We start from the raw sequence: 16,487 nt of genomic DNA, 5'->3' as shown, positions 1-16,487 counted from the left end.
CCTCCATCCGCCGCAGACTATCCCCATGCCGACCGGCAAGGGCTTTCAGCCCGCCGCCGGTCAATCGCGCCGGTGCCCCTAGGGGCTTGAAACGGGAATGGGGTGAAAATCCCTAGCTGTCCCTGCAACTGTAAGCGGTGAGCGAGCGATGCCGGTCCCTGCAATAGGGGACAGCCACTGGAGCCATCCGGGAAGGCCGTGTCGCGTTTGCTTCGACCCGCAAGCCAGGAGACCTGCCGGTGCGAGTCGCTCTTGCTGCGATCCAGGGGATGGTCATGGCTGGGATATATTGTATCATGCGAGCGACGCCCATCGGCCGAGACGAATCGGCCATCTTGCCCGGCGTGCGTCCGTGGGGTGGGATGGTGACCGCGCCAGCGGAGTTCGGCCCTTGTCGCAATGACGCCGGGGGTATCACCCATGTCCTACCATCATGCCGGAGCGCCGCGCGCCCGGTTGCCGCTGAAGAAGCGGGTCGCGCTGCTGATGGCCGCGCTGGTTTTCGTCAATATCGCCGTCTGGGGCTGGGCGCTGAGCGTGTTCGCGGGCAACAGCCTGATGCTCGGCACCGCTTTGCTCGCCTATAGCCTGGGGCTCCGTCACGCGGTCGATGCCGATCACATCGCCGCCATCGACAATGTCACTCGCAAGCTGATGCAGGACGGGCAGCGACCCATTGCGGTCGGCCTGTGGTTCGCGATCGGCCATTCCGCCATCGTGCTGATCGCGGCGACGACGGTCGCGCTCGCCGCCACGACGCTCGCCGATTTCGAGGCCTTTGGGCAGAGCGGCGGGACCATCGCCACGATCGTCTCGGCCAGCTTCCTGTTCGCGATCGCGATCATGAACCTGATCATCCTGCGCGACGTGTGGACCCGGTTCCGCCGGGTCGCGCGCGGCGAGCCGATGGCGGAGGCGGACGCCGCCATGATGTTTTCGGGGCAGGGGCCGCTGTCGCGCCTCTTTCGTCCGCTCTTCCGGCTGATCCGGCGGAGCTGGCACATGGCGCCGCTCGGCTTCCTGTTCGGACTGGGTTTCGACACCGCGACCGAAGTCGCGATTTTGGGCCTTTCGGGCGCGCACGCCGCCGACGGCATATCGCTCGGTACGATCCTGGTCTTCCCCATATTATTCGCGGTGGGCATGGCGCTGATCGACACGGCCGACGGGCTGGTGATGCTGGGCGCGTATGAATGGGCGTTCGTCCATCCGCTTCGCAAGCTCTACTATAATATGACGATCACCCTGGTCTCGGCGCTGGTCGCGCTGGTGATCGGCGGCATCCAGGCGACCGCGCTGCTCGCCGAGCGGTTCGGCTGGACGGCGGGGCCGTTCCGCTATGCCGGGGCGCTGTCGGAGCATTTCAATGTGCTGGGCTTCGCCATCGTCGGGCTGTTCGTCCTCTGCTGGGGTGCCAGCTTCCTCCTCTATCGCTGGCGCGGGTTCGCCGCGATGGAGGCGCGAATTGCAAAGCCCGGCGCGGCGGGATAAATGCCGCTCATCGGGGCCGAAAGGCCCCGAAGATCGCGCCGGTGCCCCTTGGGGCTTTGAAACGGGAATGGGGTGCAAATCCCCGGCTGTCCCTGCAACTGTAAGCGGTGAGCGAGCGATGCTGGTGCCCCATCGGAGGCACGGCCACTGGAGTGATCCGGGAAGGCGCATCCCCTCGCTTTGACCCGCGAGCCAGGAGACCTGCCGGCGTCATGGTCGCTCTTGCCTGGACCCAGGGGGTGGTCGGGGCACGGTTCTCCGTCGGGGAGCGACGAAGCCATGCGGCCGGGGCCGCATCGGTCGCCGACACGCGGGGCGGACGCATTAGACTGCGCCCGTCCGTCACCGCGCCGGCGATCGGTCCCGTGTCCGCGCTCGCTCGTCCGGCGCGTCGGAGAAATAGCATGCGTGACCTTAGCAAGGTCCCCGTCACCATCGTCACCGGCTTTCTGGGCGCCGGGAAAACCACGCTCATCAGCCACCTGATCCGCCATGCGGGCGGTCGCCGCCTGGCGGTGGTCGTCAACGAATTCGGCACGCTGGGCGTCGATGGCGACATCCTGCAATCCTGCGCCATCCCCGATTGCCCGGCGGAGAATATCGTCGAGCTGGCCAATGGCTGCATCTGCTGCACCGTCGCGGACGACTTCATCCCGACGGTCGAAAAGCTGCTGGCGATGGAGCCGCGCCCCGATCACATCCTGATCGAGACCTCAGGGCTCGCGCTGCCCAAGCCGCTGCTGAAGGCGTTCGACTGGCCCGCCATCCGCTCGCGCATCACCGTCGACGGCGTGGTGGCACTGGCCGATGCGGAGGCCGTTGCGGCGGGCCGCTTCGCCCCCGATCTCGACGCGGTGGAGGCGCAGCGCGCCGCCGACCCCAGCCTGGACCATGAAACCCCGCTGTCCGAGGTGTTCGAGGATCAGCTGGCGTGCGCCGACCTCGTCCTTCTGACCAAGGCCGATCTGGCCGGGCCGGAGGGCATCGCCAAGGCACGCGCGATCATCGCCGCCGAGGCCCCGCGCCCGCTGCCCATGGTCGAGGCGGTCGACGGCATCGTCTCCGCCGAGATCGTGCTGGGCCTAGAAGCCGCCGCCGAGGACGACATCGCCGCGCGCCCCTCGCATCATGACGGTGCGGACGATCACGAGCATGACGATTTCGACAGCATCTCGGTGATGCTGGGCGAGGTGGAGAGCCCCGAGGCAATCGCCGCGCGCATCGTGACGCTCGCCGAGCAGCAGGATATCCTGCGGGTAAAGGGTTATGCGGCGGTCGCGGGCAAGCCGATGCGGCTGCTGGTCCAGGCGGTCGGTCGCCGGGTGCGCACCAGCTACGACCGTCCCTGGGGTGCGGGCGAGCCGCGCGGCACCCGTCTGGTCGTCATCGCCGAGCATGATCGGATCGACCGCGCCGCGATCGAGGGTGTGCTGAAGGGCTAACGCGCGTGCATCTCGTCTTTCGCGAGAGCCATGGGCTGGAGGAACAGGCGGTTCCGCAGGATCTGGGGCAACGCCCCGGTGATGTGGTGGTGCTGTCCTTTTCCGACAGCGACCTGAGCGCCTTTGCGGCGGGCTGGCGGGCGGGGGGATTCCCCTGGTCGCTGCGGCTCGCCAATCTGGCGGCGCTGGTCCATCCGCTGTCGGTCGACACCTATGTCGAACAGACGCTGGCGCATGCGAAGGCGATCCTGATCCGGTTGATCGGCGGGGCGGCCTATTGGGAATATGGCCTGCGCGAAGTCGAGCGGCTGGCGCGCGAGCGCGGCATCGCGCTGGCGGTGCTGGCGGCGGACGGGCGCGAGGATCGACGGCTGGCGGCAGCCTCGACGGTGGACGACGCGATGGTGCGAAGGCTGACCGCGCTGTGCGATGCGGGCGGGGCGCAGGCCGCCGCCCTGGCGCTGGCCGAATTGTCCTCGACCCTGATGGTCCGCGGAGGCGGCTTCGCGGTGGCGCCGGTCGGTGGCTGGTCGCCGGAAGGCGTCACCTGTCCGGCCGCGTCCCTGTTGACGATCTGCCGCCCCCGCGTTCTGATCATCTTCTACCGCGCTTATCTGGTCGCCGCCGATCTGGAGCCGATCGCCTCCCTTCACGCCGCCTTGGCGACACGCGGTTTCGATCCCGTCGCGCTGTTCGTCCCTTCGCTGAAAGCCGAGGGGGCGGGGCCTTGGGTTGCGCGCTGGGTGGAGGCGCTGGCTCCGGCGGCGATCGTCAACGCGACCGCCTTCTCGGCCAAGGGCGAGGACGACGCCACGCCATTGGATGGCGCGGGCGTGCCGGTGTTTCAGGTCGCGCTCGCGACCAGCGACCGCGAGGGCTGGGCGGGTTCGACGCGGGGCCTGTCACCCGCCGACCTCGCCATGCATGTCGTCCTGCCCGAAATCGACGGACGGTTGTTCGCGGGGGTCGTCAGCTTCAAGCAACCGGGCGAGCGCGACCCCGATTTCGACGTGGCGTTGCGCCTTCACCGTGCCGAATCGAGCCGCATCGAAGCGGTCGCCGACCGGGTGACGGGCTGGACGACGCTCGCCGCGACCCCGGCGGCGAAGCGGCGGCTCGCCATCCTGCTGTCCACCTATCCGGGCAAGGATTGGCAGGCGGCGCATGCGGTCGGACTGGACGGTTTCGCCTCGGCGCAAGCGATCCTCGGCGATCTGCGCGCGGCCGGTTATGATGTGGAAGCCCCGTCGGATTTACCCGCCGCGTTGCTCGCCAACCGGATCGCATGGCCGGTGGCGGCGTATCACGACGCACTTTCCACATTACCCGAAGCGTTGCGCGCCGATCTGATCGAAAACTGGGGCGCGGTCGAGCAGGACCCGCTGGTCGAGGGCGATGCCTTCCACTTCCCCGCGCTGGCGCTGGGCAAGGCGATCGTCGCGCTCCAGCCCGAACGCGGCCGACCGAGCGCGCGGGGCGAGGATTATCACGACCTGTCGCGCTGTCCGCGTCATTCGTACGTCGCCTTCTACCTCTGGCTGCGTGCGCAAGCGATCGACGCGCTGGTCCATGTCGGCGCGCATGGCACGCTGGAGTGGTTGCCCGGCAAGGCGGTTGCGCTGTCCGACGCCTGCTGGCCCGAGGCGCTGACGCGCGACTGGCCCGTCCTCTATCCCTTCATCGTCAACGATCCGGGCGAGGCGGCGCAGGCCAAGCGGCGGCTGGGTGCGGTGACGGTCGGCCATGTCCCGCCGGCGCTGGTCCAGGCGGAGACGGGCGCGGGGCTCGGACGGCTGGAGGCGCTGCTGGACGAGTACGCCAATGCCGATGGCCTCGACCCCGCGCGCCGCGACCGGCTGCGCGGCCTGATCGCCGAAGAGGCGGACAGCGTCGGGCTGGGCGAGACGCTGGGGCTGGCGGGAGCGGAGGATCCGCTCGCCCGGATCGATGCCTTTGTCTGCGACGTGAAGGACAGCCAATTCGGCGAGGGGCTCCATGTCTTCGGGCGTGGCGAACAGGGCGCGGCCGAGCGGGCCGGGCTGCTGGCGGGGCTGGACGGAAAACGCGTTCCGGCGGGGCCATCGGGTTCGCCCTACCGGGGCCGTGCCGATGTGCTGCCGACCGGGCGCAACCTCTACGCCATCGATCCCCGCGCGGTGCCGAGCCGCGCCGCGCAGACGCAAGGGGTCAAGCTCGCCGAGGAACTGATCCGGCGGCACATGCAGGAGGAGGGCGATCACCTGCGCACCCTGATCGTCGATCTCTGGGGATCGGCAACGATGCGCACCGCGGGCGAGGAATTCGCCATGGCGCTCCACCTGATCGGGGTCGAGCCGCTATGGGACCATCGCTCGGAGCGGGTGACGGGGTTCGAGGTGATGCCGTTGATGCGCTTCGATCGGCCGCGCGTCGATGTGACGCTGCGCGTGTCGGGGTTGTTCCGCGATGCCTTCCCGCATCTGGTTGCCCTTTTCGGGCAGGCGGTGCGCGCGCTGGGGCAGCGCGACGAGGAACCGGAATGGAACCCCTTTGTCGGGCAGGCGACCCCGCGCGTCTATGGCCCCGCACCGGGGCGCTATGGCATCGGGCTCGACCCCGAAGCGAGTTATGACGAGGCCGCGCGGATCGCAGCGGGGCAAAGCTGGCTCGCGGCCTCGGCGACGGCGCTGGACGATGGCGACCGGCGCGATGCCGAGGGGATCGCGGCACGGGTGGCGGGGGCGCAGGCCTTTGTCCACCTCCACGACCTCCCCGAGAGCGACCTGCTGCTGGCGGCGGATTATGCGGCGCATCAGGCGGGTTTCGCGGCGGCGCGGGCGGCGCTGGGAGAGGGGGCGGCGTCGCTCTATCATCTCGACACGCGCGATCCGGCCAGCCCCAGGGCGCGGACGCTGGACGAGGAGATCGCCCGCACCGTCCATGCCCGCGCCGCCCATCCGCGCTGGGTGGCGGGGATGATGGCGCATGGTTTTCGCGGCGCGGCGGAGATCGCGGCGACGCTCGACCATCTAGGCAGCTTCGCGCATCTGGCGGACGTGGTGCCCGCGTCGCTGATCGACCTCTATTGGGATGCGACGCTGGCCCGCGACGAGGTGCGCGACTTCATGGCGCAGGCGAACCCGCAGGCGCTGGCGGCGATGGAGGCGCGGTTTGCGGCGCTTCATGCGGCGGGGCTGTGGCGGACGCGGCGCAACTCGGTGCTGGCGATGCTGGACGGCGCGGCATGAGCGGGTTCGTGGTCAAGGGCTGGTGCCCCGATGCGTGGCGGCCGATGATGGCAGGCGACGGCCTGCTGGTCCGGGTCCGCCCGCCGCTGGCCCGGCTGGCGGCGCATCAGGTCGAGGGGCTTTGCGAGGCCGCGAACGCCCATGGCAATGGCCAGATCGACCTGACGGCGCGAGCGAACCTGCAACTGCGTGGCGCGACCGAGCGGAGCTGGCCTCGGATGGTCGAGGCGCTCCGCGCACTGAGGCTGGTCGATCCCGATCCGGTGCGCGAGGCGCGGGGCGCGATCCTGATCAATCCCGACTGGCGCGAGGACGACGATTCGCATGGCATCGCGACCGAGTTGCGCGCGCGGCTGACCGACTTGCCCGATCTGCCGAGCAAGATCGGTTTTGCGATCGATGCGGGGCCGACCCCGATGCTGATGGAAGCGCCCGCCGATTTCCGGATCGAGCGGGGGGTGGATGGGGGCTTGCTGCTGCGCGCCGATGGCCGGGCGGCGGGCATACGCATTACGCGCCGGACCGCTGCCGATGCGTTGATCCGGCTGGCGCACTGGTTCGTCGAGAGCGAAGGCGCCGCCGCCGGACGGATGGCGCGCCACGCGGCCGATCTGCCCAACTGGGCGAGTGGCGATGCGGTGCCGGGCGAGGGCGGCCCGCCGATGCGGCCCGGCGCCCATCCGATCGGTGCGGTCTATGGATTGCCGTTCGGCCGGATCGGGGCATCGGCGCTGGCCACCTTTGTCCGCAGCCAGGGCTGTGCCGTTCGGCTGACCCCGTGGCGGCTGCTGATCGCGGAGGGCGTCGCTCCCCGGCCGGCCACCGGCATGGTGCTGGACGATGCGCCGATCCTCCACGTTGACGCCTGTGTCGGCGCGCCCGCCTGTCCGCAGGCGAGCGTCGAGACCCGCGATCTGGCCGCGCGCCTCGCGCCGTCGATCGAGGGGCGTCTGCACGTCTCGGGTTGCGCGAAGGGCTGCGCGCGGGCACGGGCGGCGGACTGGGTGCTGACCGGGCGCGAGGGGGCTTTCGATCTGGCCCGCAACGCCCGCGCCGGGGCGGCACCGCTTCACACCGGATTGTCGCCCGAGCGGGCGGTCGCGCTTCTCGGAGCCTCTTGATGCCCTATAGTTACGAAACCGATGGCGCGGCGATCTATCGCCAGTCCTTCGCCATCATCCGCGCCGAGGCGGAGCTGGATCGCTTCGATGCGGAGGAAGAGCCGGTCGCGGTCCGCATGATCCATGCCGCCGGGCTGGTCGAATTGGCGCCGTCGATCCACTTCTCGCGCGGCTTCGCGACGGCGGGGCGGCAGGCGCTGGCGGCGGGCGCGGCGATCCTGTGCGACGCGCATATGGTCAGCGAGGGGGTCACGCGCGCGCGGCTGCCCGCCGACAATCCGGTGATCTGCACCTTGCGCGATCCGTCGGTGCCTGCCCTGGCCAAGGAGATGGGCACGACCCGCTCCGCCGCCGCGCTGGAGCTGTGGCGGCCGCATCTGGCGGGCGCGCTGGTGGCGATCGGCAACGCGCCGACCGCGCTCTTTCACCTGCTGACCATGTTGGAAGACGCCGACTGTCCGCGTCCGGCGGCGATCATCGGCTGTCCGGTCGGCTTTGTCGGCGCGATGGAGTCGAAGGACGCGCTGTGGGAGGCGATGCCCGTCCCTTGCGCCATCGTGAAGGGCCGTCCGGGCGGCAGCGCGATCACCGTCGCGGCGATCAACGCGCTTGCGAGCCGCGCCGAATGACGACGGGCACGATCCACGGCGTCGGCCTCGGCCCCGGCGCGGCGGACCTGATGAGCGTCCGCGCCGACCGGCTGGTGCGCGGGGCCCGGCACGTCGCCTATTTCCGCAAGGCCGGGCGGCGCGGCCATGCGCGCACCATCGTCGAGGGCATGTTGCGGGACGATGTGGTCGAATATCCGATGGACTATCCGGTTACGACCGAGATCGCCTTTACCGACCCGCGCTACAATGAATGCCTGTCCGCCTTCTACGCGACCTGCACCGCGCATATCCTGTCGCTGGTGCAGCGCGGCGAGGATGTGGTGGTGCTGTGCGAGGGCGATCCCTTCTTCTACGGCTCGTTCATGCACCTGCACAGTCGGTTGCTTCCCCACGCCCCCGTCGCGGTGGTGCCCGGCATCACCGGCATGTCGGGCGCCTGGACCGCCAGCGGCGCGCCGATCACCTGGGGCGACGATGTGCTGACCGTCGCGATGGCGACCCTGCCCGAGCCGGAACTGACCCGCCGCATCGCGGAGACCGATGCACTGGTCGTGATGAAGATCGGCCGCCATCTGCCCAAGCTGCGCCGTGCCATCGCGGCGGCGGGGCGGTCGGACCAGGCGTGGTTGATCGAACATGCCGCCCAAGCGGGCGAGCGCGTGCGGCGGCTGGCGGCGGTGGAGGACGCGCCCGCGCCCTATTTCTCGATCGCGCTGATCCATGGGCAGGGGCGGCGGCCATGAGCGGCTGGCTGATCGTCGCGGGGCTGGGGCCGGGGGCGGACGCCATGGTTACGCCCGAGGTGTCGGCGGCGCTGGCGGAGGCGACCGATGTGGTCGGCTATATCCCCTATGTCGCGCGCGTGCCCGAACGCCCCGGCCTGACCCGCCATGCCAGCGACAACCGGGTCGAGCGTGACCGCGCGCTCCATGCGCTGGAAATGGCCGAGGCGGGCGCGCGGGTGGTCGTGGTGTCCTCGGGCGATCCGGGCGTCTTCGCCATGGCGGCGGCGATCTTCGAGCGGGTGGAGGAGGACCCGGCGCGGTGGCACGACCTGGACATCCGCGTCCTGCCCGGCATCACCGCGATGCTGGCGGCCAGCGCGCGGGCGGGCGCGCCGCTGGGGCATGATTTCTGCGCGATCAACCTGTCGGATAATCTTAAGCCGCAGGTGCTGATCGAGCTTCGATTGCAACTTGCGGCGGAGGCGGATTTCGCCATTGCGCTCTACAATCCCCGGTCCAAGGCGCGGCCCGATGCGCTGGACGCGGCCTTTGCGCTGCTCCGCGAGACGTGCGGCGACGACCGCCCGGTGCTGTTCGCCCGCGCCGTCTCGACCCCGGAGGAGCATCTGCGCATCGTGCCCTTGCCCCAGGCGCGGGGCGAGATGGCGGACATGCGCACCGTCGTCATTATCGGGTCCAGCCGCACGCGGATGATCCCACACACGGGCCGCCCGATCCTCTACACCCCCCGGACGACGCCGTGATCGAGCCAGTCGAGCACCGCCGCGACGCTCTCCACCTGAGGCCGGTCGGGGATGAAGGGGCGGTCGATCATCACGACCGGCAGCCCGAGTTCGCGCGCCGCATCCAGCTTGGCCCGCGCGCCCGATCCGCCCGCATTCTTGGCGACGATCACCTGAATCCGGTGTGCGCGGAGCAAGGCCATTTCGCCCTCCAGCGTGAAGGGACCGCGATCCACCACCAGATGATGGTGCGGCAGCGCGGGGACCTCGGCGGCATCGACGAAGCGCAGCAGGTAGAAATGCTGCGCAGCATCGGCGAAGTTTCCGATGGTCTGTCGACCGAGCGCGAGGAAGATTCGTGCCGCCTCGCTGCCCAGCGCAGCCACGGCCTCCGCCGTATCGGCGACGCGAATCCAGCGGTCGCCTGGGCCCGCGTCCCAGGCGGGTCGGGTCAATGCGAGCAGCTTCACACCCGCCAACTCGGCCGCCGCGATCGCATTGGCGCTGATGCGCGCCGCGAAGGGATGGGTGGCATCGACCAGATGCGTCACGCCCTCGCGGGTCATATGATCGGCCAGCCCCTCGATGCCGCCAAAGCCGCCGACCCGCGTCGGGATCGCCTGCGCGCGCGGCGCCTCGGTGCGGCCTGCATAGCTCAGCACCGCGCGTTCGCCGCGCTGCGCCAGCGCGGTGGCCAGCGCGCTCGCTCCGGTCGTGCCGCCGAGCAGAAGGATATGGCGCATGGCTGACTCCGGACCCTGGCTGACGATCGTCGGGATCGGCGAGGATGGCTGGGACGGCCTGACCGCCCCCGCACGCGCCGCGATCGAGGCCGCCGATAGCGTGATGGGCGCGCCGCGTCACCTGTCGCTGCTGCCCCAGAAGGGCGCGGCGGAGCGGATCGTCTGGCCGGTACCCTTTGCCGAGGGGGTGCCGATGCTCCTCGCCAAGCGGGGAGAGCGGGTGGTGATGCTCGCTTCGGGCGATCCCTTTTGGTTCGGCGCGGGATCGGTGGTGACCCGTCATCTGGAGGTGGGGGAGTGGGTCGCCTATCCCGCCCCCTCCACCCTGTCGCTGGCGGCGGCGCGGCTGGGCTGGCCGGTCGAGACGATCCAGAGCATCGGCCTTCACGCCCGCCCGGTCGAGACCCTGCGGCCGCATCTGGCACCGGGGCAGCGGGTGCTGGCGCTGATGCGCGACGGCGCGTCGGTGACGGGCCTCGCAGCGTGGCTGGCCGAGCAGGGATTCGGCGCAAGCACGCTGACCGTGCTGGAGGCGCTGGGCGGGCCGCGCGAGCGGGTGCGCGCCTGCACGGCGGATGCGCTCGACTGGACCGATATCGCGCACCCCGTCGCGGTGGCGATTGAGCCCGCCGGTAACGGCCGCGTGCTTCCCCGTGGGAGTGGGCTGGACGACGACTGGTTCGACCATGACGGACAGATCACCAAGCGTCCCGTCCGCGCGCTGGCGCTGTCGGCGCTGGCCCCGCGTCCGGGCGAGTTGCTGTGGGATATCGGCACCGGATCGGGATCGGTCGCGATCGAATGGCTGCTGAGCGATCCGACCACCCGTGCCCTGGGGTTCGAGCGCGATCCCGCCCGTCTCGTCCGCGCCGCCGACAATGCCGCGCGGCTGGGTGTCACCCGGCTGGACCTGGTCGAGGGGGATGCGGTCGCCCTTCTCGCCGATCGGCCGCACCCCGATGCGGTTTTTGTCGGCGGGGGGCTGACGCGGCCTTTGGTGGAGGCGCTGCGGACCCTTCCGCGCTGTCGGTTGGTGGCGCATGCCGTGACGCTGGAAACGGAGGCCCTGCTGGCGGAGTGCCATGCGCGCTATGGCGGCGATCTACTGCGCATCGAACTGGCGCGCGCGCGACCGCTCGGCACCAAGCGGGGGTGGAAGGCGAGCTACCCCATCGTGCAATGGCGGGTCGCATGGTGATCGCCGGTTTCGGATGCCGGGCGGGGGCGACGCACGAGTCCTTCCGCAGCGCGCTCGCCGTGGCGGGCGTGCGCCCCGACGCGCTGGCCGTGCCCGCCGACCGGGCTGCGGCGATCGCCGGTTTCGCTCTGGCCGAGGGGCTTTCCGTTCGCCCCATCCCCGTCGATAGCTTGCGCGGGATCGACACCCCGACCCGTTCGGCCGCCAGCCTTGCCTATCGCGGCGTCGGTAGCGTCGCCGAAGCTGCGGCGCTCGCCGCCGCCGGACCGGGTGCGCGGATCATCGTGCCCCGCGTGACATCCTCCGACCGAATGGCGACCTGCGCCATCGCCCAAGGACTCGACCAATGACCGTTCACTTTATCGGCGCCGGACCCGGCGCCCCCGATCTCCTGACCTTGCGCGGACGCGACCTGATCGCGGCATGCCCGGTCTGTCTCTATGCCGGGTCGCTGGTGCCCGAAGCGGTGCTGGACCATTGTCCACCGGACGCGCGGATCGTGAACACCGCCCCGATGACGCTGGACGAGATCGTCGCCGAGATCGCCGACGCCCATGCCAGGGGCCAGGACGTCGCGCGGCTCCATTCGGGCGACCTGTCGGTCTGGTCGGCAATGGGCGAGCAGGTGCGGCGACTCCGCGAACTGGGCATTCCCGTTTCGGTCACACCCGGCGTACCGTCCTTCGCGGCGGCGGCGGCGGTGCTGGAAAGCGAGCTGACCCTCCCCGGCATCGCCCAGTCCGTGGTGTTGACCCGCACCCCAGGCCGCGCCAGCGCCATGCCCGAAGGGGAGTCGCTATCCGCCTTCGCGGTGACGGGGTCGACGCTCGCCATCCACCTGTCGATCCATAACCTTGCGAAAGTGGTCGCGGATCTGAGTCCGCATTATGGTGCGGACTGCCCGGTCGCGATCGTCTGGCGCGCGAGCTGGCCCGAGCAACGGATCGTCCGCGCGACGCTTGCGACCATCGAGGCGGCCGCCGCCGATGGCCCGGAGCGGACCGCGCTGATCCTGGTTGGCCGTGTCCTCGACCAGAGCGATTTCGCCGAAAGCCGGCTGTACGCCGAGGGCTATGACCGCCGCTATCGCCCTGGGAACACGATCGAATGACGCCAGGATTGATGATCGCCGCGCCCGCCTCGGGCACCGGCAAGACGACGGTGATGCTGGGCCTGCTCCGCGCATTTCGCGATGCGGGGGTGGCGGTGCAGCCGTTCAAGAGCGGCCCCGACTATATCGACCCCGCCTTTCACCGCGCCGCGTGCGGGCGGGCGTCGTTCAATCTCGACGGCTGGGCGATGCCTGCGCCGCTGCTTGATACGCTGGGGCAACGCGGGGCGGATGCCGAACTGGTGCTGGCGGAGGGCTCGATGGGGCTGTTCGACGGCGTCGCCAGACCCGGTGCGACCGGTATGGGCAGCAGCGCGGAGACGGCGCGGCGGATGGGCTGGCCGGTGGTGCTGGTCATCGACGTATCGGGACAGGCCCAGTCGGCGGCGGCGACCGCGCTGGGCTTTGCGCGCTATGACCCCGACCTGCGGGTGGCCGGCGTGATCCTGAACCGCGTGGCGAGCCCGCGTCATGAGCGGCTGGCGAAGCTGGGGTTCGAGGAGATCGGCCTGCCGGTCTTCGGCGCGCTTCCCCGGCGCGGCGACCTCGTGCTGCCGGAGCGGCATCTGGGGCTGGTGCAGGCGGTCGAGCATCCCGAACTCGACCGGCTGATCGGCGACTATGCGGCCTTCCTGGCGGCGCATGTCGACTTGGAAGCGATCCGCGCGGCGGCCTATGCCAAGATCGCGCCCTCTACCGACGTGATCCTGCCATCGCCACCGGCCCAGCGGATCGCGCTGGCGCAGGATGTGGCCTTCTCCTTCGTCTATCCGCATATGCTGGAGGGCTGGCGGGCGGCGGGTGCCGAAATCCTGCCTTTCTCGCCGCTCGCCGACGAAGCGCCCGATGCGTCGGCGGATCTGGTCTGGCTGCCCGGCGGTTACCCTGAGCTTCACGCCGGGCGGCTGGCGGCGGCGGAGACGTTCCGCGCCGGGCTGGCCAACCACGCCCGGACCAGGCCGGTCCATGGCGAGTGCGGCGGCTATATGGCGCTGGGCGAGGCGCTGATCGATGCCGAGGGCGTCAGCCACCGGATGGCGGGGCTGCTCGGTCTCGTGACCAGCTATGCCAAGCGCAAGATGCATCTGGGTTATCGCCGTGCGACGCTGCTGGGCGAGGTGGCGGGGATGCCCGAGGGCGCGGTATTGGGCGGGCATGAATTCCATTATTCGACCGTCCTCGAACAGCCCGACGCGCCGCTCGCGCATGTCGTGGATGCGCAGGGCGAGGCGGTGCTCGAAACCGGATCGCGGCGGGGCGCGGTGACCGGCACCTTCTTCCATCTGGTGGCGCGCTGGTGGTGAGCGGCTTCGTCCATCTGGTCGGCGCGGGGCCGGGCGACCCCGAATTGCTGACGCTCAAGGCGGTGCGCTGCTTGGGGCAGGCCGATGTCGTGCTGTTCGACGATCTGGCCGCCGGACCGATGCTGACCCATGCGCGGCCCGGCGCCGAACTGATCGCGGTGGGCAAGCGGGCGGGCCGCGCCTCGCCCAAACAGGCGGAGATCGACCGGCTGCTGGTCGATCACGCCTTGGCGGGCAAGCGGGTGGTGCGGCTGAAATCGGGCGACCCCGGCATTTTCGGGCGGCTGGAGGAAGAGATGGTCGCGCTGAAGGCGGCCGGTATCTGCTTCGAGATCGTCCCCGGCGTCAGCGCGGCGAGCGCGGCGGCGGCGGCGGCCGCCATTCCGCTGACCCGGCGGGCCGAGGCGCGGCGGGTGCAGTTCGTGACCGGCCATGACGTGACCGGCACGCTGCCCGCCGACCGCAACATGGCGGCGCTGGCCGATGCGAGCGCGACGACGGTGGTGTTCATGCCCAAGCGGACCTTCCCCGCGCTGGCCGAGGCGCTGATCGCGCATGGCCTGCCGCCCGAAACGCCCGCGCTGATGGCTGAGCATGTCGGCTGTCCCGACCAGCGCCTGACCCGCTCGACCGTGGCCGGACTGGCCGCGCGACTGGCGGAGGGCGTGTCGGACAAGGCGGCGCTGATCCTCTATGGCCCGTTGATGGAGGATCTGTGATCCATCTCGACCTGATCGGCATCGGCACGGGCAATCCCGACCACCTGACCCGCGCCGCCGAGGCCGCGATGCGCGCCGCCGACCTGATCCTGCTGCCGCGTAAAGGCGACAAGGTCGAGCTGATCGACTTGCGCCGCGACATCTGCGCGCAGGTGCTGGTGGGGACGGAGGTGCGCGTGGTCGAGTTCGACCTGCCGGTGCGCGCCGCGGAGGGCGCCTATCTCGATACGGTCGAGCATTGGCATGACGCGATCGCCGAATGCTGGGCGGCGGAGATTGCCGCGCATCTGCCGGATGGCGGGCGGGTGGCACTGCTCGTCTGGGGCGACCCCTCGCTCTATGACAGCACGATCCGAATCGCCCGGCGGCTGGCGGCGGTGGAGCGGGTAACGGTGGTGCCGGGGATCACCAGCCTCCAGGCGCTGTGCGCGGCGCATGCCATCCCGTTCAACGCGGTCGGCGCGCCGGTGATGGTGACGACCGGGCGACGCCTACGCGAAACCGGCTGGCCCGAGGGGGCGGACAGCGTCGCGGTGATGCTGGACGGCGGATGCGCCTTCACCACGCTGGACCAGCCGGATGCGGCCATTTGGTGGGGGGCGTATCTGGGCATGGCGCACCAGGCGATCGAGTCCGGGCGGCTGGCGGACGTCGCCGAGCGGATCGTGGCGCGCCGGGCGGAACTGCGGCGCGCGCATGGCTGGATCATGGATGTGTATCTGCTGCGGCGCGGCGGGGATCTAGTGGGGGAGGGGCTGTGATGGCCCGCCCCATGATCTTCCTCCCCTCGCAGGGGAGGTGGCAGGCCGCAGGCCTGACGGAGGGGTGTCCCGCTCTCGATAAGGCAACACCCCTCCGACGCGCTACGCGCGCCACCTCCCCTTGCAGGGGAGGAATGCGTCTAGAACTCGATGCCCTTCTGCGCCTTCACGCCCTGTTCGCGGAAGGGATGCTTCACCTGCGTCATGTCGGTCACCAGATCGGCCGCCGCGATCAGCGCGTCGGGGGCGTTGCGGCCCGTGATGACGACATGCGTCATCTCCCCCCTGGAGGCGAGTGCCTCCAGCACCTCATCGACCGGCAGATAGTCGTAGCGCAACACGATGTTGAGTTCGTCGGCGACGATCAGGTCATAAGCCGGGTCGGCGATCATCCGCTTGACCTCCTCCCAGGCGGTGCGCGCGGTGGCGATGTCGCGGCTGCGGTCCTGGGTGTTCCAGGTGAAGCCCTCGCCCATCGCGTGGAAGTCCACCTCGGGAAAGCGCGCCAGCACCGCCGCCTCGCCGGTGGTCATCGCGCCCTTGACGAACTGAACCATGCCGACGCGCATCCCATGTCCGACCGCGCGGATCACCATGCCCAGCGCGGCGGTCGTCTTGCCTTTGCCCTTGCCGGTATGGACGATCACCAGCCCCTTTTCGACGTCGCGCGCGGCGACCTTCTGGTCCTGCGCGACCTTCTTCTTGGCCATACGCTCGGCATGTTCGGCGTCGGTTCGCATCATTTCTCTCCTGAAAGACGAAGGGGCAGCCCGGCGACCACCAGGTCGGTCGCGTCGCAGACCCGCGCCAGCCGCTGGTTCAGCGTGCCTTGCGCATCGCGGAAGCGGCGGGCCAGCGCATTGTCGGGGACGATGCCGAAGCCGACCTCGTTGCTGACCAGCACGACGGGGCCGGGGGCATCCGCGATGGCGGCGACCAGCGCATCGCCCGCCGCCGTCAGGTCGGCCTCGCCCAGCAGCAGGTTGGTCAGCCACAAGGTCAGGCAGTCGACCAGCAGCACCCGTTTGGCGCGGCCATGCTCCATAATGGCTTCCGGCAGGGTAAGCGGAGCCTCCACCGTCGTCCATCGCGCGTCGCGATCGGCCTGGTGGCGCGCGATGCGGTCGCGCATCTCCTCGTCCCAGGCTTGCGCGGTGGCGATAAAGCAGCCTTCGGGCGTCATCGCCTCGGCCAGCGCCTGTGCGTGGCGGCTCTTGCCCGACCGGGCACCGCCGAGCACGAGGATGGTACGGGGCTTCGTCATGCCTCTGCGCATTGCGGGAGCCGGGCT

At 70.3% G+C, this 16,487-nt stretch carries 16 protein-coding genes and 2 riboswitches; of the genes, 13 read left to right on the top strand and 3 right to left on the bottom strand.

Going from position 1 to position 16,487, the window contains the following annotated elements:
• The first annotated feature begins 53 nt into the window (after positions 1–53).
• Positions 54–255, top strand: a riboswitch (cobalamin riboswitch).
• A gap of 165 nt (positions 256–420) precedes the next feature.
• From ACWPWT_RS01605 to cobJ, 7 genes are all read left to right on the top strand, one after another.
• Positions 421–1,491: a HoxN/HupN/NixA family nickel/cobalt transporter gene (locus ACWPWT_RS01605; RefSeq protein WP_261269920.1), complete on the top strand. Its 1,071-nt coding sequence runs from the start codon at positions 421–423 to the stop codon at positions 1,489–1,491.
• A gap of 22 nt (positions 1,492–1,513) precedes the next feature.
• A riboswitch (cobalamin riboswitch) is annotated at positions 1,514–1,714 on the top strand.
• A gap of 181 nt (positions 1,715–1,895) precedes the next feature.
• On the top strand, positions 1,896–2,933 hold the full coding sequence (gene cobW, locus ACWPWT_RS01600; RefSeq protein WP_454278286.1) for a cobalamin biosynthesis protein CobW: 1,038 nt from the start codon (positions 1,896–1,898) through the stop codon (positions 2,931–2,933).
• Between the two features lie 5 nt (positions 2,934–2,938).
• Positions 2,939–6,160, top strand: coding sequence for a cobaltochelatase subunit CobN (gene cobN, locus ACWPWT_RS01595; RefSeq protein WP_454278285.1), 3,222 nt, complete (start codon positions 2,939–2,941; stop codon positions 6,158–6,160).
• Positions 6,157–7,281, top strand: coding sequence for a cobalamin biosynthesis protein CobG (locus tag ACWPWT_RS01590; RefSeq protein ID WP_454278284.1), 1,125 nt, complete (start codon positions 6,157–6,159; stop codon positions 7,279–7,281). The genes cobN and ACWPWT_RS01590 overlap by 4 nt, the downstream gene beginning before the upstream one ends.
• Positions 7,281–7,910, top strand: coding sequence for a precorrin-8X methylmutase (locus ACWPWT_RS01585; protein ID WP_454278283.1), 630 nt, complete (start codon positions 7,281–7,283; stop codon positions 7,908–7,910). The genes ACWPWT_RS01590 and ACWPWT_RS01585 overlap by 1 nt, the downstream gene beginning before the upstream one ends.
• Positions 7,907–8,635, top strand: coding sequence for a precorrin-2 C(20)-methyltransferase (gene cobI, locus ACWPWT_RS01580; RefSeq protein WP_454278282.1), 729 nt, complete (start codon positions 7,907–7,909; stop codon positions 8,633–8,635). Before ACWPWT_RS01585 ends, cobI begins: the two co-directional genes overlap by 4 nt.
• Positions 8,632–9,381 carry a precorrin-3B C(17)-methyltransferase gene (cobJ, locus tag ACWPWT_RS01575; RefSeq protein WP_261269914.1) on the top strand — a complete coding sequence of 250 codons (750 nt, stop codon included), beginning with the start codon at positions 8,632–8,634 and terminating at the stop codon, positions 9,379–9,381. Before cobI ends, cobJ begins: the two co-directional genes overlap by 4 nt.
• Here cobJ and ACWPWT_RS01570 read toward each other — a convergent pair.
• Positions 9,357–10,103, bottom strand: a complete 747-nt coding sequence (locus ACWPWT_RS01570; protein WP_454278281.1) for a cobalt-precorrin-6A reductase — start codon at positions 10,101–10,103, stop codon at positions 9,357–9,359. The genes cobJ and ACWPWT_RS01570 overlap by 25 nt on opposite strands.
• On the opposite strand from ACWPWT_RS01570, the gene cbiE reads away from it, so the two are divergent.
• From cbiE to cobF, 6 genes are read left to right on the top strand one after another with little or no spacing between them, the layout of a single operon-like run.
• Positions 10,102–11,301, top strand: coding sequence for a precorrin-6y C5,15-methyltransferase (decarboxylating) subunit CbiE (gene cbiE, locus ACWPWT_RS01565; protein ID WP_454278280.1), 1,200 nt, complete (start codon positions 10,102–10,104; stop codon positions 11,299–11,301). The genes ACWPWT_RS01570 and cbiE overlap by 2 nt on opposite strands.
• The gene (locus ACWPWT_RS01560; RefSeq protein WP_454278279.1) at positions 11,295–11,651 is read left to right on the top strand and encodes a cobalamin biosynthesis protein; all 357 of its coding nucleotides are present in this window, start codon (positions 11,295–11,297) and stop codon (positions 11,649–11,651) included. Before cbiE ends, ACWPWT_RS01560 begins: the two co-directional genes overlap by 7 nt.
• Complete coding sequence (gene cobM / locus ACWPWT_RS01555; protein WP_454278278.1) at positions 11,648–12,412, top strand: precorrin-4 C(11)-methyltransferase; 765 nt, start codon at positions 11,648–11,650, stop codon at positions 12,410–12,412. Before ACWPWT_RS01560 ends, cobM begins: the two co-directional genes overlap by 4 nt.
• Entirely contained in the window at positions 12,409–13,716 is a 1,308-nt protein-coding gene (locus ACWPWT_RS01550) for a cobyrinate a,c-diamide synthase (RefSeq protein WP_454278277.1), read from the top strand. The genes cobM and ACWPWT_RS01550 overlap by 4 nt, the downstream gene beginning before the upstream one ends.
• Positions 13,713–14,435 (top strand): uroporphyrinogen-III C-methyltransferase, encoded by a 723-nt coding sequence (cobA, locus tag ACWPWT_RS01545; RefSeq protein WP_454278276.1) that lies wholly within the window; start codon positions 13,713–13,715, stop codon positions 14,433–14,435. The genes ACWPWT_RS01550 and cobA overlap by 4 nt, the downstream gene beginning before the upstream one ends.
• Complete coding sequence (gene cobF / locus ACWPWT_RS01540) at positions 14,432–15,196, top strand: precorrin-6A synthase (deacetylating) (RefSeq protein ID WP_454278275.1); 765 nt, start codon at positions 14,432–14,434, stop codon at positions 15,194–15,196. Before cobA ends, cobF begins: the two co-directional genes overlap by 4 nt.
• A 140-nt stretch (positions 15,197–15,336) precedes the next feature.
• On the opposite strand, the gene cobO is transcribed toward cobF, so the two are convergent.
• Entirely contained in the window at positions 15,337–15,936 is a 600-nt protein-coding gene (gene cobO, locus ACWPWT_RS01535) for a cob(I)yrinic acid a,c-diamide adenosyltransferase (RefSeq protein WP_454278274.1), read from the bottom strand.
• Positions 15,936–16,460: a bifunctional adenosylcobinamide kinase/adenosylcobinamide-phosphate guanylyltransferase gene (cobU, locus tag ACWPWT_RS01530; RefSeq protein ID WP_454278273.1), complete on the bottom strand. Its 525-nt coding sequence runs from the start codon at positions 16,458–16,460 to the stop codon at positions 15,936–15,938. Before cobU ends, cobO begins: the two co-directional genes overlap by 1 nt.
• Positions 16,461–16,487 lie beyond the last annotated feature (27 nt).

This window comes from Sphingomonas sp. Marseille-Q8236, from assembly GCF_965112005.1.
Note: the sequence above shows the minus strand (reverse complement) of the source record. Positions and strands in the feature narration are given on the sequence as shown.

Bases quoted from the DNA above. Each gene is read 5' to 3' on its own strand.
- ACWPWT_RS01605 (WP_261269920.1), top strand. From the start codon at position 421: ATGTCCTACCATCATGCCGGAGCGCCGCGCGCCCGGTTGCCGCTGAAG.
- cobW (WP_454278286.1), top strand. From the start codon at position 1,896: ATGCGTGACCTTAGCAAGGTCCCCGTCACCATCGTCACCGGCTTTCTG.
- ACWPWT_RS01590 (WP_454278284.1), top strand. From the start codon at position 6,157: ATGAGCGGGTTCGTGGTCAAGGGCTGGTGCCCCGATGCGTGGCGGCCG.
- ACWPWT_RS01585 (WP_454278283.1), top strand. From the start codon at position 7,281: ATGCCCTATAGTTACGAAACCGATGGCGCGGCGATCTATCGCCAGTCC.
- cobI (WP_454278282.1), top strand. From the start codon at position 7,907: ATGACGACGGGCACGATCCACGGCGTCGGCCTCGGCCCCGGCGCGGCG.
- cobJ (WP_261269914.1), top strand. From the start codon at position 8,632: ATGAGCGGCTGGCTGATCGTCGCGGGGCTGGGGCCGGGGGCGGACGCC.
- cbiE (WP_454278280.1), top strand. From the start codon at position 10,102: ATGGCTGACTCCGGACCCTGGCTGACGATCGTCGGGATCGGCGAGGAT.
- ACWPWT_RS01570 (WP_454278281.1), bottom strand. From the start codon at position 10,103: ATGCGCCATATCCTTCTGCTCGGCGGCACGACCGGAGCGAGCGCGCTG.
- ACWPWT_RS01560 (WP_454278279.1), top strand. From the start codon at position 11,295: ATGGTGATCGCCGGTTTCGGATGCCGGGCGGGGGCGACGCACGAGTCC.
- cobM (WP_454278278.1), top strand. From the start codon at position 11,648: ATGACCGTTCACTTTATCGGCGCCGGACCCGGCGCCCCCGATCTCCTG.
- ACWPWT_RS01550 (WP_454278277.1), top strand. From the start codon at position 12,409: ATGACGCCAGGATTGATGATCGCCGCGCCCGCCTCGGGCACCGGCAAG.
- cobO (WP_454278274.1), bottom strand. From the start codon at position 15,936: ATGCGAACCGACGCCGAACATGCCGAGCGTATGGCCAAGAAGAAGGTC.
- cobU (WP_454278273.1), bottom strand. From the start codon at position 16,460: ATGACGAAGCCCCGTACCATCCTCGTGCTCGGCGGTGCCCGGTCGGGC.